The 15628-nt window shown below is 68.9% G+C and carries 13 protein-coding genes and 1 pseudogene; 8 read left to right on the top strand and 6 right to left on the bottom strand.

The annotated features are described in order from the left end of the window. The first annotated feature begins 4 nt into the window (after nt 1-4). From ACQI46_RS06150 to ACQI46_RS06140, 3 genes are all read left to right on the top strand, one after another. Nucleotides 5-424 (top strand): cytochrome c oxidase subunit 4, encoded by a 420-nt coding sequence (locus tag ACQI46_RS06150; RefSeq protein WP_427093081.1) that lies wholly within the window; start codon nt 5-7, stop codon nt 422-424. A gap of 175 nt (nt 425-599) precedes the next feature. Further along, entirely contained in the window at nt 600-1331 is a 732-nt protein-coding gene (locus ACQI46_RS06145) for an MmpS family transport accessory protein (protein ID WP_427093080.1), read from the top strand. Between the two features lie 11 nt (nt 1332-1342). Beyond that, a complete protein-coding gene (locus ACQI46_RS06140; RefSeq protein WP_427093079.1) occupies nt 1343-2002 on the top strand; it encodes a DUF2561 family protein in 660 nt (219 codons plus the stop codon). An 841-nt stretch (nt 2003-2843) separates the two neighbouring features. Here the strand turns inward: ACQI46_RS06140 and ACQI46_RS06135 are convergent. The 4 genes from ACQI46_RS06135 to ACQI46_RS06120 form a co-directional block, all read right to left on the bottom strand. After that, on the bottom strand, nt 2844-4499 hold the full coding sequence (locus ACQI46_RS06135) for a cytochrome b (protein WP_427093078.1): 1656 nt from the start codon (nt 4497-4499) through the stop codon (nt 2844-2846). Continuing rightward, complete coding sequence (locus ACQI46_RS06130; protein ID WP_427093077.1) at nt 4496-5707, bottom strand: ubiquinol-cytochrome c reductase iron-sulfur subunit; 1212 nt, start codon at nt 5705-5707, stop codon at nt 4496-4498. The genes ACQI46_RS06135 and ACQI46_RS06130 overlap by 4 nt, the downstream gene beginning before the upstream one ends. After that, complete coding sequence (locus tag ACQI46_RS06125) at nt 5704-6540, bottom strand: c-type cytochrome (RefSeq protein ID WP_427093076.1); 837 nt, start codon at nt 6538-6540, stop codon at nt 5704-5706. Before ACQI46_RS06125 ends, ACQI46_RS06130 begins: the two co-directional genes overlap by 4 nt. A gap of 124 nt (nt 6541-6664) precedes the next feature. After that, nucleotides 6665-7276, bottom strand: coding sequence for a cytochrome c oxidase subunit 3 (locus ACQI46_RS06120; protein ID WP_427093075.1), 612 nt, complete (start codon nt 7274-7276; stop codon nt 6665-6667). A gap of 68 nt (nt 7277-7344) precedes the next feature. On the opposite strand from ACQI46_RS06120, the gene trpD reads away from it, so the two are divergent. Next, entirely contained in the window at nt 7345-8439 is a 1095-nt protein-coding gene (gene trpD / locus ACQI46_RS06115; RefSeq protein ID WP_427093074.1) for an anthranilate phosphoribosyltransferase, read from the top strand. Here trpD and ACQI46_RS06110 read toward each other — a convergent pair. Then, a pseudogene (locus ACQI46_RS06110) lies at nt 8377-10167 on the bottom strand (DEDD exonuclease domain-containing protein); the annotation flags it as partial. The gene trpD and the pseudogene ACQI46_RS06110 sit on opposite strands and share 63 nt — an antisense overlap. 123 nt (nt 10168-10290) lie before the next feature. On the opposite strand from ACQI46_RS06110, the gene ACQI46_RS06105 reads away from it, so the two are divergent. The 4 genes from ACQI46_RS06105 to ACQI46_RS06090 all read left to right on the top strand — a co-directional run bounded on the left by ACQI46_RS06105 (nt 10291) and on the right by ACQI46_RS06090 (nt 13766). Beyond that, nucleotides 10291-10524: a hypothetical protein gene (locus ACQI46_RS06105; protein ID WP_427093073.1), complete on the top strand. Its 234-nt coding sequence runs from the start codon at nt 10291-10293 to the stop codon at nt 10522-10524. A gap of 155 nt (nt 10525-10679) precedes the next feature. Next, nucleotides 10680-11831: a peptidoglycan hydrolase RipC gene (gene ripC / locus ACQI46_RS06100; RefSeq protein WP_427093072.1), complete on the top strand. Its 1152-nt coding sequence runs from the start codon at nt 10680-10682 to the stop codon at nt 11829-11831. Beyond that, nucleotides 11800-12639, top strand: a complete 840-nt coding sequence (locus tag ACQI46_RS06095) for a peptidase (RefSeq protein WP_427093071.1) — start codon at nt 11800-11802, stop codon at nt 12637-12639. Before ripC ends, ACQI46_RS06095 begins: the two co-directional genes overlap by 32 nt. Beyond that, nucleotides 12636-13766 carry a glycosyltransferase family 4 protein gene (locus ACQI46_RS06090; protein WP_427093070.1) on the top strand — a complete coding sequence of 377 codons (1131 nt, stop codon included), beginning with the start codon at nt 12636-12638 and terminating at the stop codon, nt 13764-13766. The genes ACQI46_RS06095 and ACQI46_RS06090 overlap by 4 nt, the downstream gene beginning before the upstream one ends. Here the strand turns inward: ACQI46_RS06090 and ACQI46_RS06085 are convergent, their stop codons facing one another. Further along, nucleotides 13767-15569, bottom strand: a complete 1803-nt coding sequence (locus tag ACQI46_RS06085) for an AMP-dependent synthetase/ligase (RefSeq protein ID WP_427093069.1) — start codon at nt 15567-15569, stop codon at nt 13767-13769. Nucleotides 15570-15628: the final 59 nt, after the last annotated feature.

Genomic DNA, 15628 nt, shown 5'->3' with positions numbered 1-15628 from the left:
GCAGATGCATATCGAAGCCAGGTTGTTCGAGTTCCTCACGGCGTTCTTCGCGCTGTCCGCCATCGTGTACGGCGGGCTGACCGCGGTCTTCGCCCAGGGCGGCGTCGAGTGGGCCGGCACCACCGCGTTGGTTCTGACCACCGGTCTGACGCTGATCACCGGCACGTTCTTCCGCTTCGTGGCCCGCCGTCTCGACACCCGCCCCGAGGACTACGAAGACGCCGAAATCGCCGACGGCGCCGGTGAACTCGGCTTCTTCAGCCCGCACAGCTGGTGGCCCATCTTCATCGCGCTGTCCGCCTCGGTCACCGCGGTCGGGCTGGCGTTCTGGCTGCCGTGGCTGATCATCGCCGGTATCTGCTTTGTGATCGCAACCGTTTCCGGCCTGGTCTTCGAGTACCACATCGGACCCGAGAAGCACTGAGTCCGGCGTGCCCGGCCGGCCCTTCCGGGCAAGGTCACAATCAGGCATGAGTTCGCCCGCAACGGGCGGTGAGCGTCTCGTTTCGGTGCTCCCGTTGGGTAGTGTTGCCGGGGCACCGTGGGCCGGTGACGGCCCCCGCCGGTGCCGGACAGCCAGGCGAGAAGGACTAGCGTAGATGAGCGGGCCCAATCCCCCCGGACCGGACTCAGGCGGCGCGGATTTCCCAGGCGAGGAGCCGGGCCAGCCGTCCTCCCACGGCGACGCGTTCGACGCCGGAGCGGCCGAGGAGTACCCGCGGGCCTACTCGGCTCCCGAGTCCGAACAGTTCGTCAGCGCACCGTACGTCGCCGGCGACGCGGGACTCTATGACTACGACAGCTACGACCCGGCCGCCGATGTGGGTGAGCCGCAGGATCCGCCCCGCTGGCCCTGGGTGGTCGGGGTGGTCGCGATCATCGCCGCGGTGGCTCTGGTGGTGTCGGTTTCTGTGCTGGTCACCCGGAGCGAGACCGAAAATCTGGCCACTCCGCAGACGACGACCAGCTCCCTGCCGCCGGTGCAGGACGAGATCACCACGACCACTCCGCCGACGACGAGCGAAGCGCCGCCTCCGCCGCCGACCACCACACGGGCCGGGCCGCGCCAGGTCACCTACTCGGTGACCGGGACCAAGGCCCCCGGCGACATCATCACCGTCACCTACATCGACGCGTCCGGGCGCAGCCGCACCCAGCGCAACGTCTACATCCCGTGGTCGCTGACGGTGACCCCGATCTCGCAGTCCGAGGTCGGCTCCGTGCAGGCCTCCAGCCTGTTCCTGGTGAGCCGGCTGAACTGTTCGATCACCACCAGCGACGGCGAAGTGTTGTCGTCGAACACCAACAACGCCGCCCAGACCAGCTGCTAGCGAGCCCAGTGATGACATCTCTGACGGATTCCGCGAATCGGTCGCGGATCACCTTCGATCCGTTCGCCCTCGAGCGCAACGACCGGTTGCTGCTGGTCGGCGCTGCAGTGGTGTGGTTGGCCGCTTTGGGGTCCGCCGTTGCCGCGACGGTCGCGCTGGTCGACCTCGGGCGTGGCCACGTCGACTCATCCGGCGACACGGGGACGCCGTGGGTGCTCTATGTCGTCATCGCCGTGTCGGCGGCCGTCATCGCCGCCGCGGTGCCGCTGCTGCTGCGCGCGCGGCGAGCGACCGAGTCGCGTCCCGCCGCGCCGGCACCTCCGGTCGAGGAGCCCGTCAGCGCTCCCGTGCGTGGTGCGGAGGCGCCGACCGAGAAGCTGCGCGTGCCTCCGGCGACGGCCGCGGCGCCGCCGCGGCCACAGGCGTCGGCTGAACCGACAGCATCTCGCGTGTCGCCGCTCGTCGACCAGATCTGGCTGCGCTGCACCACCTCGCTGGCCGGTGCGATGGGAGTCGCCACGCTGCTGGTCGGGGTGTCGACATATCTGATGGCTGTCGGCACGGACGTGGTGGCCTGGGTGCTGTACGGCCTCGCTGCGGTGGTGACCGTCGCGATGGCCGCCATTCCGTGGTACTTCCTGCGCGAGCTCGGTACCGCGCTGGAGTCCTGAGCCTCTTTCCCTGCCGTTCTGCCGGCTCTGTCGCCGAGCGTGCGCGTTCGCGGGTGTGCGGTGGTGGCGGTGACCGGGCTGGTTTTGCGCCGTGAGTGCACGTTGGTTGGGGTCGGTCGCCGTGAGCGCACGTTGGTTGGTTGACGACGGCCGGCTGTGCTGTGTGGCCCTGTGCTGACGGACCGTGGGGGCGGTTGGGTCTTCGCCGTGCAGCGGGTGTGCGGTGGTGGCGGCGACTGGGCTGGTTTTGCGCCGTGAGTGCACGTTGGTTGGGGTCGGTCGCCGTGAGCGCACGTTGGTTGGTTGACGACGGCCGGCTGTGCTGTGTGGCCCTGTGCTGACGGATCGTGGGGGTGGTTGGGTCTTCGCCGTGCAGCGGGTGTGCGGTGGTGGCGGCGACTGGGCTGGTTTTCCGCCGTGAGTGCACGTTGGTTGGGGTCGGTCGCCGTGAGTGCACGTTGGTTGGTTGACGACGGCCGGCTGTGCTGTGTGGCCTTGTGCTGACGGATCGTGGGGGCGGTTGGGTCTCCGCCGTGCAGCGGGCGTGCGGTGGTGGCGGCGACCGGCCTGGTTTTCCGCCCTGAGTGCACGTTGGTTGGGGTCGGTCGCCGTGAGTGCGCGTTGGTTGGTTGACGACGGCCGGCTGTGCTGTGTGGCCCTGCGCTGACGGATCGTGGGGGCGGTTGGGTCCTCGCCGTGCAGCGGGTGTGCGGTGGTGGCGGCGACTGGGCTGGTTTTCCGCCGTGGGCGCACGACGTCGGGGGAGGGGAGCGCAAAAAGCTGATCCGCCCCGGCCTGTCGGCCGAGACGGATCAGCTTGTCGTACTTAGTTCTTCGGGTGTCAGTGATGCCCGTTGGTCGAACCGTTGCCGTTGCCCGCGCTGTTGCGCTCCTGCACCTCGCGCAGGGCCGTGAGGGCCTTGCGCTCGGCAGCATGGGCGGCTTCGGTCAGCGCCTCGTGCTCGGCGATCGGATCGGCCGACAGGAAGCCACCCGTTCCCGGTGCACCGCTGGAACCCAGCTTGTTCATCCGCTTCGGCAGAGCTGCGCCCTGGTACTCCAGCGGAATCGCGTGGCCGTGCTCGTCGACCGGGCCGAGCGGCTGGTGCAGCTCGACGTAGGCGCCGTGCGGCAACCGCTTGATGATGCCGGTCTCGATACCGTGCTCCAGCACCTCACGGTCGCTGCGCTGCAGACCGACCGCCCACCGGTAGGTGACGTAGTAGACGATCGCCGGCAGCAACACCATGCCCACGCGACCGATCCAGGTCGTCGCGTTCAGCGAGATGTTGAACTTCAGCGCGATGATGTCGTTCATGCAGGCGAAGGTCAGCAGCAGGTAGAACGAGATCGCTGCGGCGCCGATGGCCGTGCGTGTCGGAGCGTCACGCGGCCGCTGCAAGAGGTTGTGGTGCGCGTCGTCACCGGTCAACTTCTTCTCCAGGAACGGGTAGGCGATCAGCAGGGCGAAGATCAGACCCATACCGACGGCCACCCACACGCCCTGCGGGATCGTGTAGTTGCCGATGTAGAACTCCCACGCCGGCCACAGACGGATCAAACCGTCGGTCCACATCATGTAGAAGTCCGGCTGGCTACCCGCCGAGACCTGCGACGGGTTGTACGGCCCCAGGTTCCACACCGGGTTGATCTGCAGCAGACCGCCCATCAGACCCAGGACGCCGACGGTGACGGCGAAGAACGCGCCGGACTTCACGGCGAACACCGGCATGACGCGCACGCCGACCACGTTCGTCTCGGTGCGGCCCGGGCCGGGGAACTGGGTGTGCTTCTGGAACCACACCAGCGCGAGGTGCACACCGATGAGCGCCAGGATGATGCCCGGAATCAGCAGGATGTGCAGGGCATACAGGCGGGGAATGAGGATGTCGCCGGGGAAGTCGCCGCCGAACAGCGCCCAGTGCAGCCAGGTGCCGACCACCGGGATGCCCATCGTGATGCCCGACAGGGCGGCGCGGATACCGGTACCCGACAGCAGGTCGTCAGGCAGCGAGTAGCCGAAGAAGCCCTCGAACATCGCGAGGATCAGCAGCAGCGAGCCGATGACCCAGTTCGCCTCACGCGGGCGCCGGAACGCGCCGGTGAAGAAGATGCGCGCGAGGTGCACCATGATCGACGCCGCGAACAGCAGAGCGGCCCAGTGGTGGACCTGGCGGACGAACAGACCGCCGCGAATCTCGAAGCTGATGTCCAGGGTCGTCTCGTAGGCCCGCGACATCCCCACGCCGCGCAGCGGCTGGTAGACGCCGTCGTAGGTGACGTGTGCCATCGACGGGTCGAAGAACAACGTCAGCCAGACGCCGGTGAGGAGCAGCACGAGGAAGCTGTACATCGCGATCTCACCGAGCAGGAACGACCAGTGCGTCGGGAAGACCTTGTTGAGCTGCCGCCGCACGGCCGCCGAGGGGTGGTACCGCGAGTCGATCGCGTTTCCCTGCCGGGCCGCGATCGCGGCTGCGTCTAGACGTGGGCTCATGACTTGCGCTCCCAGAATGCCGGTCCGACGGGTTCGATGAAGTCGCCGTTGGCGACGAGGTAGCCGTCCTGGTCGACCGTGATCGGCAGCTGCGCCAGGGCGCGGGCGGCCGGGCCGAAGATCGGCTTGGCGAATTCCAGTGCGTCGAACTGCGACTGGTGGCAGGGGCACAGGATGCGGTAGGTCTGCTGCTCGTACAGCGACGACGGGCAGCCCAGGTGCGAGCAGACCTTCGTGTACGCGAACAGCTCACCGAAGTTGAAGCTCTCCTGCCCGCGGCGCTTGACCACGCGTGACATGTCGCCCGGCTTGATGCGGATCAACATGACGGGGTTGCGCACGCCCATCGAGATGTCGAACAGCTTGTGCTCGGACTCGACGGTGGTGCCGTCGCCATCGGATTCACGCCACGGGTACACCGTCTCCATGCCGCCGGCGTCGAGGTCCTCTGGCCGCATCTTGACGTAGGGCGAATTGCCGGGCCGTCCGGTGGCGCGAGCCAGGTAGATGGTCTCGCCCTCGAAGCGCGGCGTCCATCCCGACGTCCACAACTCGGCCTTCATGCCCTCGGCCGTGGGCACGACCGGCTTCCACGGGTTCTTGATCAAACCGCCCATGAAGGCCACCAGGGTGCCGACACCGAAGGCTCCGAAGCCGATACCCAGCGACAGGCCGATCAACTTGCGGCGCTTGAGGGTTGAGCCCTCCAGCGCATCGGTGAGGTTGGCCGTCACGGTCTTGCGGTGCAGCTCGGGGGAGCTCCCGTCGTGGCGGTCCTGAACCGAGATCTCCTCGGGGATGAACTTCTTCTGGTACAGCACGGCGCCGATGCCGATGGCCAGGACGGACAAGCCGAACGTCAGGCCATAGAGCGGGGTGGCCAGCGAGTAGACGAACTCACCTTCGGAGCCGGTGGGCTGCCACTCCCAGGGCCAGAACAGGAAGATCAAAAGCAGTGCCAGCCCGGAGAACCCGGCCAGCAGCAGCCAGTAGGCCACCGCGCGCTCGGCGCGCTTCTCGGCCTTGGTGCCGGGAATCGGCCAGCGCGGCTCCTTGTAGATGACCTCGACCCCGTCGAGTCTGCCGCCGAGTTCGACCAGCTCCTCGCGCGACATCCGCGCGAGTTCAGCGTCGGTGGGCTGTCCCGGCTCTCCGGTCTGTCCCGGTGCGTCGGTACCCCTCAGGTCGTCGTCGCGGTTGTCGCTCATGCCCGTGCTCCGATCCACAGCGCGCCGGCGATGATGGCCACCATGCCGACGATCCACGCCACCATGCCCTCCGACGTCGGGCCGAAGCCGCCGAGGCCGAGCCCGCCGGGGGATCTACTTTCTGCCGAATCGCGGACGTAGGCCACGATGTCGCGCTTCTCGTCCGGCGACAGCTGCCGGTCGGAGAACTTGGGCATGTTCTGCGGGCCGGTCAGCATCGCGGTGTAGATCTGCGCTTCGTTGGCGTTGCCCAGATCGGGCGCGTACTTGCCCGACGACAGTGCGCCGCCCTTACCGGTGAAGTTGTGGCACGACGCGCAGTTCAGACGGAACAGGTCGCCGCCGCGGGCGAGGTTGTCGCCACGCAGCGAGTGTCCGGCGACCTCGCCGTTCTCGTCGCGCGGGACGACGGGGCCGCCGCCGTTGGCCTGGATGTAGGCGCCCAGCGCGTCGGTCTGCCCCTCGTCGAACAGCGGCGCCTTCTCGGGGGCCTGGGCCTCGTTGCGCATCGCCGGCATCCGGCCGGTCGAGACCTGGAAGTAGACGGCGGCCTCGCCCACGCCGATCAGGCTGGGGCCGCGGTCGGCCACACCCTGCAGGTTGACGCCGTGGCAGGACACGCACGAGGTCTCGTAGAGCTGCTGGCCGGTGCGCAGCATCGCCGATGCCGACTCGTCGGCCACCGCGACCTGCGGTGTCGGGGTCAGCGTCGCGGCCAGTCCGCCGGCAAACGTCAGACCCAGACCGAGCAGCAACGCTGCCGACAACCGACGGCGCAGCCGACGGCGTTTCATGGTCGCCGGACCACCGGCTCCAGGTGCCTTGCTAGGCATCGAACCCCTTCTCATCCGCTGGTTTGGAGAGGTCTTCCTCATCCGCGAGTTGATCATCGAACGCATCGGACGCCGATAAACGGACACATCGGCGAGCCGATCATCGGACTCATCGGCGAGCCGATCATCGGACGAAGTAGATGACGGCGAACAACGCGATCCACACGATGTCGACGAAGTGCCAGTAGTACGACACCACGATGGCCGCGGTGGCCTGAGCCGGCGTGAACTTGCTCATCTTGGTGCGGAAGAGCAGCAGGACGAACGCCACCAGACCGCCGATCACGTGCAGGCCGTGGAAACCGGTCGCGAGGTAGAAGACAGTGCCGTAGGCGCTGCCGGCGATGGTGGTGCCGTGCTCGACCAGATGGAGGTACTCGTAGCCCTGGCCGAGCACGAAGAACGTGCCCATCGCCAGGGTCAGTGCGTACCAGCGTCGCAGCCCGAACACATCGCCGCGCTCGGCCGCGAACACGCCCATCTGGCAGGTGAAGGACGACGCGATCAGCACCAGCGTCACCGGCACCGCCAGGGCGAGGTTCAACTCGGTTGGTGGCGGCGGCCACTCGCCACCGGATTGGGCACGCGCGGTGAAGTACATCGCGAACAGTCCAGCAAAGAACATGAGTTCACTGGAAAGCCAGACGATCGTGCCGACACTGACCATGTTCGGCCGGTTCAGCGAATGTACGCGCGACGTTATGGCAGTTCCCGAAGTACCTACAACGCTCGTCACAGGAGCAAGTATGACGCTTTGTAGTTGTCGAACTCCACCCGGGTCTGGCAATTCGTCATAATCAGCGGGTGACTTCTCCTTCTCCCCAGTCCGGCGCCGGCTCGACGGGACGCGGAAACGAGCCGACCTGGCCGGTCATCCTGGGCAGGTTGACCACCAACCAATCGCTCCTGCCAGGCCAGACAGCGTGGGCGATGGACCAGATCATGACGGGCACCGCAACACCGGCGCAGATTGCCGCGTTCGGTGTGTCGATGAAGATGAAGCGGCCCACGTCGGCGGAAGTCACCGAGATGGCCGACATCATGCTCAAGCACGCGGTCCCGGTGCCGACGGACACGATCGGTACCGCGACCGTCGACATCGTGGGCACCGGCGGGGACGGCGCCAACACCGTCAACCTCTCGACGATGGCCTCGATCGTGGTGGCGGCGGCCGGAGTGCCGGTGGTCAAGCACGGTAACCGTGCCGCGTCCTCGCTGTCCGGCGGTGCCGACACCCTCGAAGCGCTCGGGCTGCGGATCGATCTGGGGCCCGACGAGGTGGCGCGCAGCGTCGCCGAGATCGGCATCGGTTTCGCGTTCGCCCCGCAGTTCCATCCGTCGTACCGGCATGCCGGCGCGGTGCGCCGCGAGATGGGGGTGCCGACGGTCTTCAACCTGCTCGGGCCGCTGACCAACCCGGCCAGGCCGCGCGCCGGTCTGATCGGCTGTGCCTGGGCGGATCTGTCGGAGGTGATGGCCGGCGTGTTCGCCGCGCGTGGGTCCAGCGCGCTGGTGGTGCACGGCGACGACGGCCTGGACGAGTTGACGACGACGACCACCAGCACGATTTGGCGCGTTCAGGCCGGCACCGTGGAACGGCTGACGTTCGATCCGGCCGCGTTCGGTTTCGCGCGCGCCGAGATTTCTGAGCTGGTGGGTGGCGACGCGGAGTCCAACGCGGCCGAGGCGCGCGCGGTGCTCGGCGGAGCCAAGGGGCCGGTGCGGGACGCGGTGCTGCTCAACGCGGCCGGGGCGATGGTCGCCCACGCCGGGCTATCCAGCGACGCCAAGTGGGTTCCGGCCTGGGAGTCCGGCCTGGCCCGCGCCAAGGACGCGATCGACTCCGGGGCGGCCGAACAGCTGCTCGCGCGTTGGGTGCGGTTCAGTCAGCAGCTCTGAACTGACGGCCTGTTCGGCCGCGAGCCGCGCGGACCGCGCCGTGGCCGCCCAGTCCGCCCAGCGTCCGGCGGCGCCGATCGGCGTGCAGTAGCCCTCCTCAGCGCGGACGATCCGCACTCCCGGCTGGCTCAGCCAGCGCGCGATGAGCGCGGTCTCCTCGATCAGCGCTCCGCCCAGCGGACCGGGCTCCGGCAGCACGGTTTCGGCGGCGGCGCACAGCGCATCGACCACCGGCATCGGTGGCACGCCGCGCGGCGCGCAGCCGGCCGCGGCGAGCCGGCCGTGCCGAATCACCGCGAGGTGCCAACCCCGGTGACCGTCGGGCCGTGCCGCGACGAGTTCTCCCAGCGTCGTCAGCGACCGTAGGCGTTGACCCCGCCAGAGCACGTCGATCGCGGCGGCCGCGCGGTCGCGCAACCGCGCGGCTGTCTCGTAGCGGTGGCGCTGTGCCAGGTCGGCGATCTCGGTGAGCACCACCTCCAGCGGCCGGCTGTCCCGGCCCTCCATGAACGCCAGCGCGTGTCGGACAGTGGCGCCGTAGGCGTCGGCGTCCATTCCCCGGGCGGTCGGGCACGGTGCGATCTCGCGTTCGGGACATCGGGGTCCGTGCATGGCCGAACGTGCCAGCCGGGTGGTGCAGGTGCGGAGGCCGGTGAGCCGCGCGATCAGCTCTGCCGCGTCGTACGCGTCCGCCCGCGCGCGGAACGGGCCGATCGCAGTGTCGGTGCGCGGCGTCCGCACCGCCGAGAATCGTGGGAACGGTTCGTCGGTCAGCGTCAGCCACCACCACCGGTGCGGGAACTTCGACCGCCGGTTGTAGGGCGGGGCATGTGCGGCCAGCAGACGCAGTTCGCGTACGCCGGCCTCGAGGTCATGCGCGCACTCGACGTGATCGACCGCGGTGGCCAGCGAGGCCATCTCCTTCATCCGGGTGCGCGGGTCGGCGCCGTTGAAGTACTGGGTGACCCGGCGGCGCAGGTCGACGGCGGTGCCGACGTAGAGAACCTCCCGGGACGGTCCCCGGAACAGGTACACGCCGGGGCTGCGGGGGAGTGCCCGCGCCAGGTGTCGCTTGGCACGCTGGGCCGGGGTGACGTCGGGCAGGTAGGACTTCAGTTCGGCGTAGGTGTGGACGCCTTGGTTGCCGACGCGCTCGATGAGCCCGTGCAGCACATCGACGGTGGCGCGGGCGTCGTCGAGCGCGCGGTGGGTGGGTCGGGTGGTCGCGCCGAACAGCTGGGCCAGCGCCGAGAGTCGCACGCTGGGCGCCTCGTCGCGGGTCAGCACCCGGCGGGCCAGTCGAACCGTGCACAGCACGGGCGGTTTGGGCCACGGCAGGTGGTGGCGTTCGGCGGCCGCGCGCAGGAAACCGATGTCGAAGCCCGCGTTGTGGGCGACCAGGATGGTGCCGCGGCAGAATTCCAGGAACGCCGGGAGCACCGCGTCGATGCGCGGAGCGTCGTAGACCATGGCGGTGGTGATGCCGGTCAGCGCGACGATCTGCGGCGGGATCGCGCGTCCGGGGTCGACGAGGGTGGCGAATTCGCCGAGGACCTCGCCGCCGCGCACCTTGACCGCCCCGATCTCGGTGATCTCGTCGTGCGTGTCCCCGGAGGCGCGTCCACCGGTGGTCTCGAGGTCGACGACGACGAACGTCGTCTCCCGCAGCGTCGGCCCGGCGAACGGGTCCGCCGATGGATCGATGTCGGCGAAGCTCAACTGATCCATGCGCAGAAACGTAAGCCGCGACGGTGACAAATACCGGTACACACGCGGCGTCGCGCCGAGTCGGAGGACTTGTCGGTCGGTGTCGATACCGTGCGCTGGACGCCGATCGAGAGGACGGATGTGATGACCCGAGATGACGACAACACTGACCAAACCGGCACGCTGACCATCGACTGTGACGACTGCGCGGTGCGTGGCCCCGGATGCCAGGACTGCGTGGTCAGTGTGTTGCTCGGGGTGCCCGAGACGCTGCACGTCGACGAGCAGCGGGCCCTCGAGGCGCTCGCCGAAGTCGGGCTGGCGCCGAGGTTGCGTCTGGTGCCCATCCACCGACAAGGTGGTGCGGGTGTGGCATGACGACACGCGTTATCGTTGGGGCTCAGCGCATCACGCGCACCGACTGTTAAATTTGCGTCTCTTGTTGGACAAGGCCGATGCCGTTTCGTAACCTGTCTGAGACCTAATCGCAGTTCGAGGCGGCTCGTTTACGGCAGTTGTAAGGACACGAAATCTTGACGTTCGACCGCGCGCACCGGAGTACCAGTCGTTCTCGACGCATCTTCATCAGTGCGATAGCCGGCTTGGCCCTTGTCGTCGGGATGCTCGCTGGGCACGGTCACGCCGATCCCGCCGAAGACGCGCTGGCCAAACTCCAGCAGTTGTCCCGTCAGGCCGAGCAGACCACCGAGGCCATGCACTCGGCGCAGTTGGACCTCAACAACAAGCTCGACATCCAGCGCGCGGCGGAGGCCAAGCACGCTGAGGACATCGCCGCCCTCGAGTCGGCCCGTCTGCAGCTCACCGACTATCAGGGCAAGGTCGACCGGCTCGCCGCAGCGCAGTACATGGGTGGCCGCACGTCCGGCTTCGACGCGATGCTGACCGCCTCCTCGCCGCAGGGGCTGATCGAGCAACTGTCGATCCAACGAGTGATGGCCTCGGAGATGTCGGCCCAGATGGCGCGCTTCATCGATCTCGGTCAGCAGGCCGAACTGGCCGAGAAGGCCTCGGCCGCTTCGGCCGCCGAAGCCAAGACCGCCGCCGAGCAGGCCGCCGCGGTGCGCGCGGACCTGCAGGCCAAACAGAGTCAGCTCCAAGCCCAGATTGCCGTGGTCAAGGCGCAGTACGACTCACTGACCCAGGCGCAGCGCGACGCGCTGGCCGCGATGCCGCCGCCTCCGCCCGCGCCGGGAGCGCCGGCGCCGGGTGCGCCGCTGCCGCCGCCTCCGCCCGGTCAGGATCCGGCTGTGCTGGCGGCGCCGCCTGCGCCGCCGGCGCCGGGCGCGATCCCGCCGGGTGACGTGGCCGCGCCGGGCACGCCGGTGGCCAACACCGTGATCCAGGCGGCGCTCAGCCGCATCGGTTCTCCGTACTCGTGGGGCGGCTCCGGGCCCAGCGCGTTCGACTGCTCGGGTCTGGTGATGTGGTCGTTCCAGCAGGCCGGTGTCTCGTTGCCGCACTCAAGCCAGGCGCTGGCCCGTGGCGGACAGCCCGTGTCGCGGGACCAGATGCAGCCCGGTGATCTCGTGACCTACTACTCCGATGCGTCGCACGTCGGCATCTACATCGGCGACGGCATGATGGTGCACGCGTCCACCTACGGCACGCCGGTGCGGGTCGCGCCGGTGGACAATGCGCCGATCTACAACGTCCGTCGTTACTGACCATCGGCGCGCGGCCGACCGGCGTCGACTCGGCGCCGTCCTCGGAGCCGAGCTGATCTGCGCGGTCCTCCTGGTGGCCGGTCCGGACAGTTCCCCCAGCGGCCCCACCCTCGCGGCCCCGAGCGCGTCGGCCACCTTCGCCACCCCGGCGACCGTTCCGGCGCTGACCTCGGTCACCACCCCCGACGGTCGCCAGACGCAGCTCGTCGACCTCGGCGCACCCGACGGTGCCGCTCTGCTCGCGAGCATCGCAGCCGAACTGCCGGCCGCCGTCGACGCGGTGTCCGCGTTCTGGGGTCCGCAATGGCGCAGTGACATCGAGATCGTCGTCGCCGGCTCCGCGGACCAGTTCGCGACGCTGGCCGCCGGCGGCCCCGACGTCGCCGCGACCACCACCGCCGACCGCGTCATGTTCTCGCCGGCAGCCGGCTCCATGAGCGACGAAGACCTGCGGATCGTGTTGCGGCACGAGCTTTTTCACTACGCGGCACGCCCCGCCACCGCTGCCGACGCCCCGGTGTGGCTCACCGAGGGGGTCGCCGACTACGTGGCGCGCCCGCTGGTACCCACCCCGGCCCGGCCGGCGGCGCTGCCCACCGACGCAGAGCTGAGCGCACCCGGCGCCGGCCGGTCAGCCGCCTACGACCGGGCCTGGCAGTTCGCCTCGTTCGTCGCCGCGACGTTCGGCGCCGATAAGCTGCGCCAGGTGTACGTCGCTGCGTGCGGGCCCGGGCACCGCGATGTCGCCACGGCGGTCCGCGACGTCCTCGGCGTCGACCTCAAGACCCTGACGGCGGGTCCGTCATGAGCAGGGTCCTGTTGGTCACGAACGACTACCCGCCGCGGCCGGGCGGTATCCAGGCCTACCTGGAAGCGCTGGTGACCCAGCTGGTCGATACGCGAGAACACGACATCACCGTGTATGCGCCGAAGTGGAAAGACGCACCGGAATACGACGCCGCCGCCGTCGGGTACGACATCGTGCGCCATCCCACCACGCTGATGGTGCCCGAACCCGCCGTCGCGCTGCGGATGCGGCGGTTGATCCGGCAGCGGCGGATCGACACCGTGTGGTTCGGCGCGGCCGCGCCGTTGGCACTCCTCTCGCCGCTGGCGCGCGCGGCCGGCGCGCGCCGCGTGATCGCCAGTACCCACGGCCACGAAGTCGGCTGGTCGATGCTCCCGGTTGCGCGAAACGCGTTGCGCCGCATCGGTAATGACACCGACATCGTCACCTACATCAGCGCCTACACGCGGCGGCGGTTCACGTCGGCGTTCGGACCCGACGCCGCCCTCGAGCACGTCCCGCCCGGAGTGGACGCCCAGCGGTTCACGCCGGACGAGGTGGCGCGCGCGCAACTGCGGGCCCGTTACCAACTGGGCCGGCGACCCGTGGTGGTCTGCGTGTCGCGGCTGGTGCCGCGCAAAGGCCAGGACATGCTCATCCGTGCATTTCCGGCGATCCGGCAGCGGGTTCCCGACGCTGCGCTCGTCATCGTCGGCGGTGGTCCGTACCGGACGTCGCTGCGCCGGCTGGCGTACACGTTCGGCGTGGCCGAGCACGTCGTCTTCACCGATGGCGTGCCGGCGGCGGAGCTGCCGGCCCACCATGCGATGGCCGACGTCTTCGCGATGCCGTGCCGCACCCGCGGCGGCGGGCTGGACGTCGAGGGGCTGGGCATCGTGTATCTGGAGGCCTCGGCCAGCGGTGTGCCCGTGGTGGCCGGGCGCTCCGGCGGGGCGCCAGAGACTGTGCTCGACGGGAAGACGGGCACCGTGGTCGACGGCTGGGATGTCGGAGCGATCGCCGCGGCCGTCAGCGATCTGCTCGCCGAACCCCGCCGGGCCGCCGCGATGGGTGCAGCGGGCCGGCAGTGGGTGCTCGACAACTGGCAGTGGCAACGCCAGGCGCAGCGACTGGCCCGGCTGCTGTAGTCAGTTCTTCGCGTAGAGCGCGTCGATGTCAGCGGCGAACTTCTCGGCGACGACCTTGCGCTTGACCTTCAGCGTCGGAGTCAGCTCGCCGGTCTCCTCGGTGAAGTCGACGGGCAGGATCGTGAACTTGCGGATCTGCTCGGCCTTCGACACCGCCTGATTGGCCTCCTTGACCGCCAACTCGATCTCGGCGACCAGAACGGGGTCGGCGGCCAGGTCACCGACCGTTGCGGCGGCGTCCTTGCCGTGCCGGTCCTTCCAGCCCGGGAACGCTTCGGGGTCGATGGTGATCAGCGCCGCGATGAACGGCTGGGCGTCACCGACGCACATCGCCTGACTGATCAGCGGGTGGGCGCGCAACCGGTCTTCGAGCACCGCAGGCGCCACGTTCTTGCCGCCGGCGGTGACGATGATCTCCTTCTTGCGCCCCACGATGGTCAGGAAGCCGTCGTCGTCGATCGCGCCGAGGTCACCGGTGTGGAACCAGCCGTCGGTGAACACCGCGTTGGTCTCGTCCTCGTTGCGCCAGTAGCCGTTGAACACCACGCCGCCCTTGACCAGCAGCTCGCCGTCCTCACCCAGACGCATGCTGTTGCCGGGCAACAGCTTCCCGACCGACCCGACGCGCAGGTCCCCGACTCGGTTCACGGTGATCGCGGCGCTGGTCTCGGTCAGCCCGTAGCCCTCGTAGATCGACAGGCCCACGCCGCGGTAGAAGTGGCCCAGCCGGGCACCCAGCGGGGCGCCACCGGAGATCGCGGCGTGGCAGTTGCCGCCGAGCGCGGCGCGAAGCTTTCCGTACACCAACCGGTCGAACACCGCGTGCTTGAGCCGCAGCAGCAGACCTGGTCCGCCCGTGTCCTGCGCCTTGCTCCACTCGATCGCGGTGTCGACCGCAGCCGCGAAAATCTTGCCCTTGCCGCCCGATTCGGCGTTCAGCTCTGCGGTGTTGTACACCTTCTCGAACACCCGCGGCACCGAGACGACCAGCGTCGGTTTGAACACGGCGAACATCGGCACCAGATTCTTGATGTCACTGGTGAAGCCCAGCGTCACTCCGCTGGTGAAGGCGCCGATGGTCAGCGCGCGGGCCAGCACGTGCGCCAGCGGCAGGAACACCAGCAGCTTCTCGCCCTTGGCGAGGTGGTCCGGGAAGCACTCCTTGGATCCGCGGATCTCGTACAGCAGGTTGGAGTGGGTCAGCTGGCAGCCCTTCGGGCGCCCCGTGGTGCCCGAGGTGTAGATCAACGTCGCCGGGTCGGCTGACCGGATGGCGGCCAGACGGTCGGCCACTGCCTGCGGGTCGACGTCGCGGCCGGTTGCGGTGAGCTCGTCGATGGCCCCCGTGACGGGACCGTCGATGGTGTACACCGCGCGCAGCTGCGGCAATTGGTCGCGCAGAGCTTCGATGCGCTGCACGTGGTCCTTGGTCTCTGCGAACGCGGCCACCGCGCCGGAGTCCGACAGCACGAACTGCACCTGCTCGGCCGAGCTGGTCTCGTAGATCGGCACCGTCACCGCGCCCACCGACAGGATGGCGAAGTCGATGATCGGCCACTCGTAGCGGGTGGCCGACAGGATCGCGACGCGATCGCCGGGAGCGACGCCGGACGCGATCAGCCCCTGCGCGATCCCGCGGACCTGCGCGGCTGCTTCCCGGCATGTGACGTCTCGCCACGTGCCGTCGACGAGGCGCTGGAAGATGACGTGGTCGGGGTTGATCCGTTCATGCTCGTAGACCGCGTTGGCGACGTTGTCGTGCTCGTCGACGGTGAAGGAAGCGGGAACGCTGAACTCGCGCACGTGACGGCCCTCTCGTGTTCTCAGCCGGATCGACAAATGATGGTGTGATGTCCACCCTA

The sequence above is a fragment of the Mycobacterium sp. SMC-4 genome, assembly GCF_050205565.1.
GTDB lineage: Bacteria > Actinomycetota > Actinomycetes > Mycobacteriales > Mycobacteriaceae > Mycobacterium.
The sequence above is the reverse complement of the archived record's forward strand: the minus strand, read 5'-3'. Positions and strand labels throughout refer to the sequence as shown.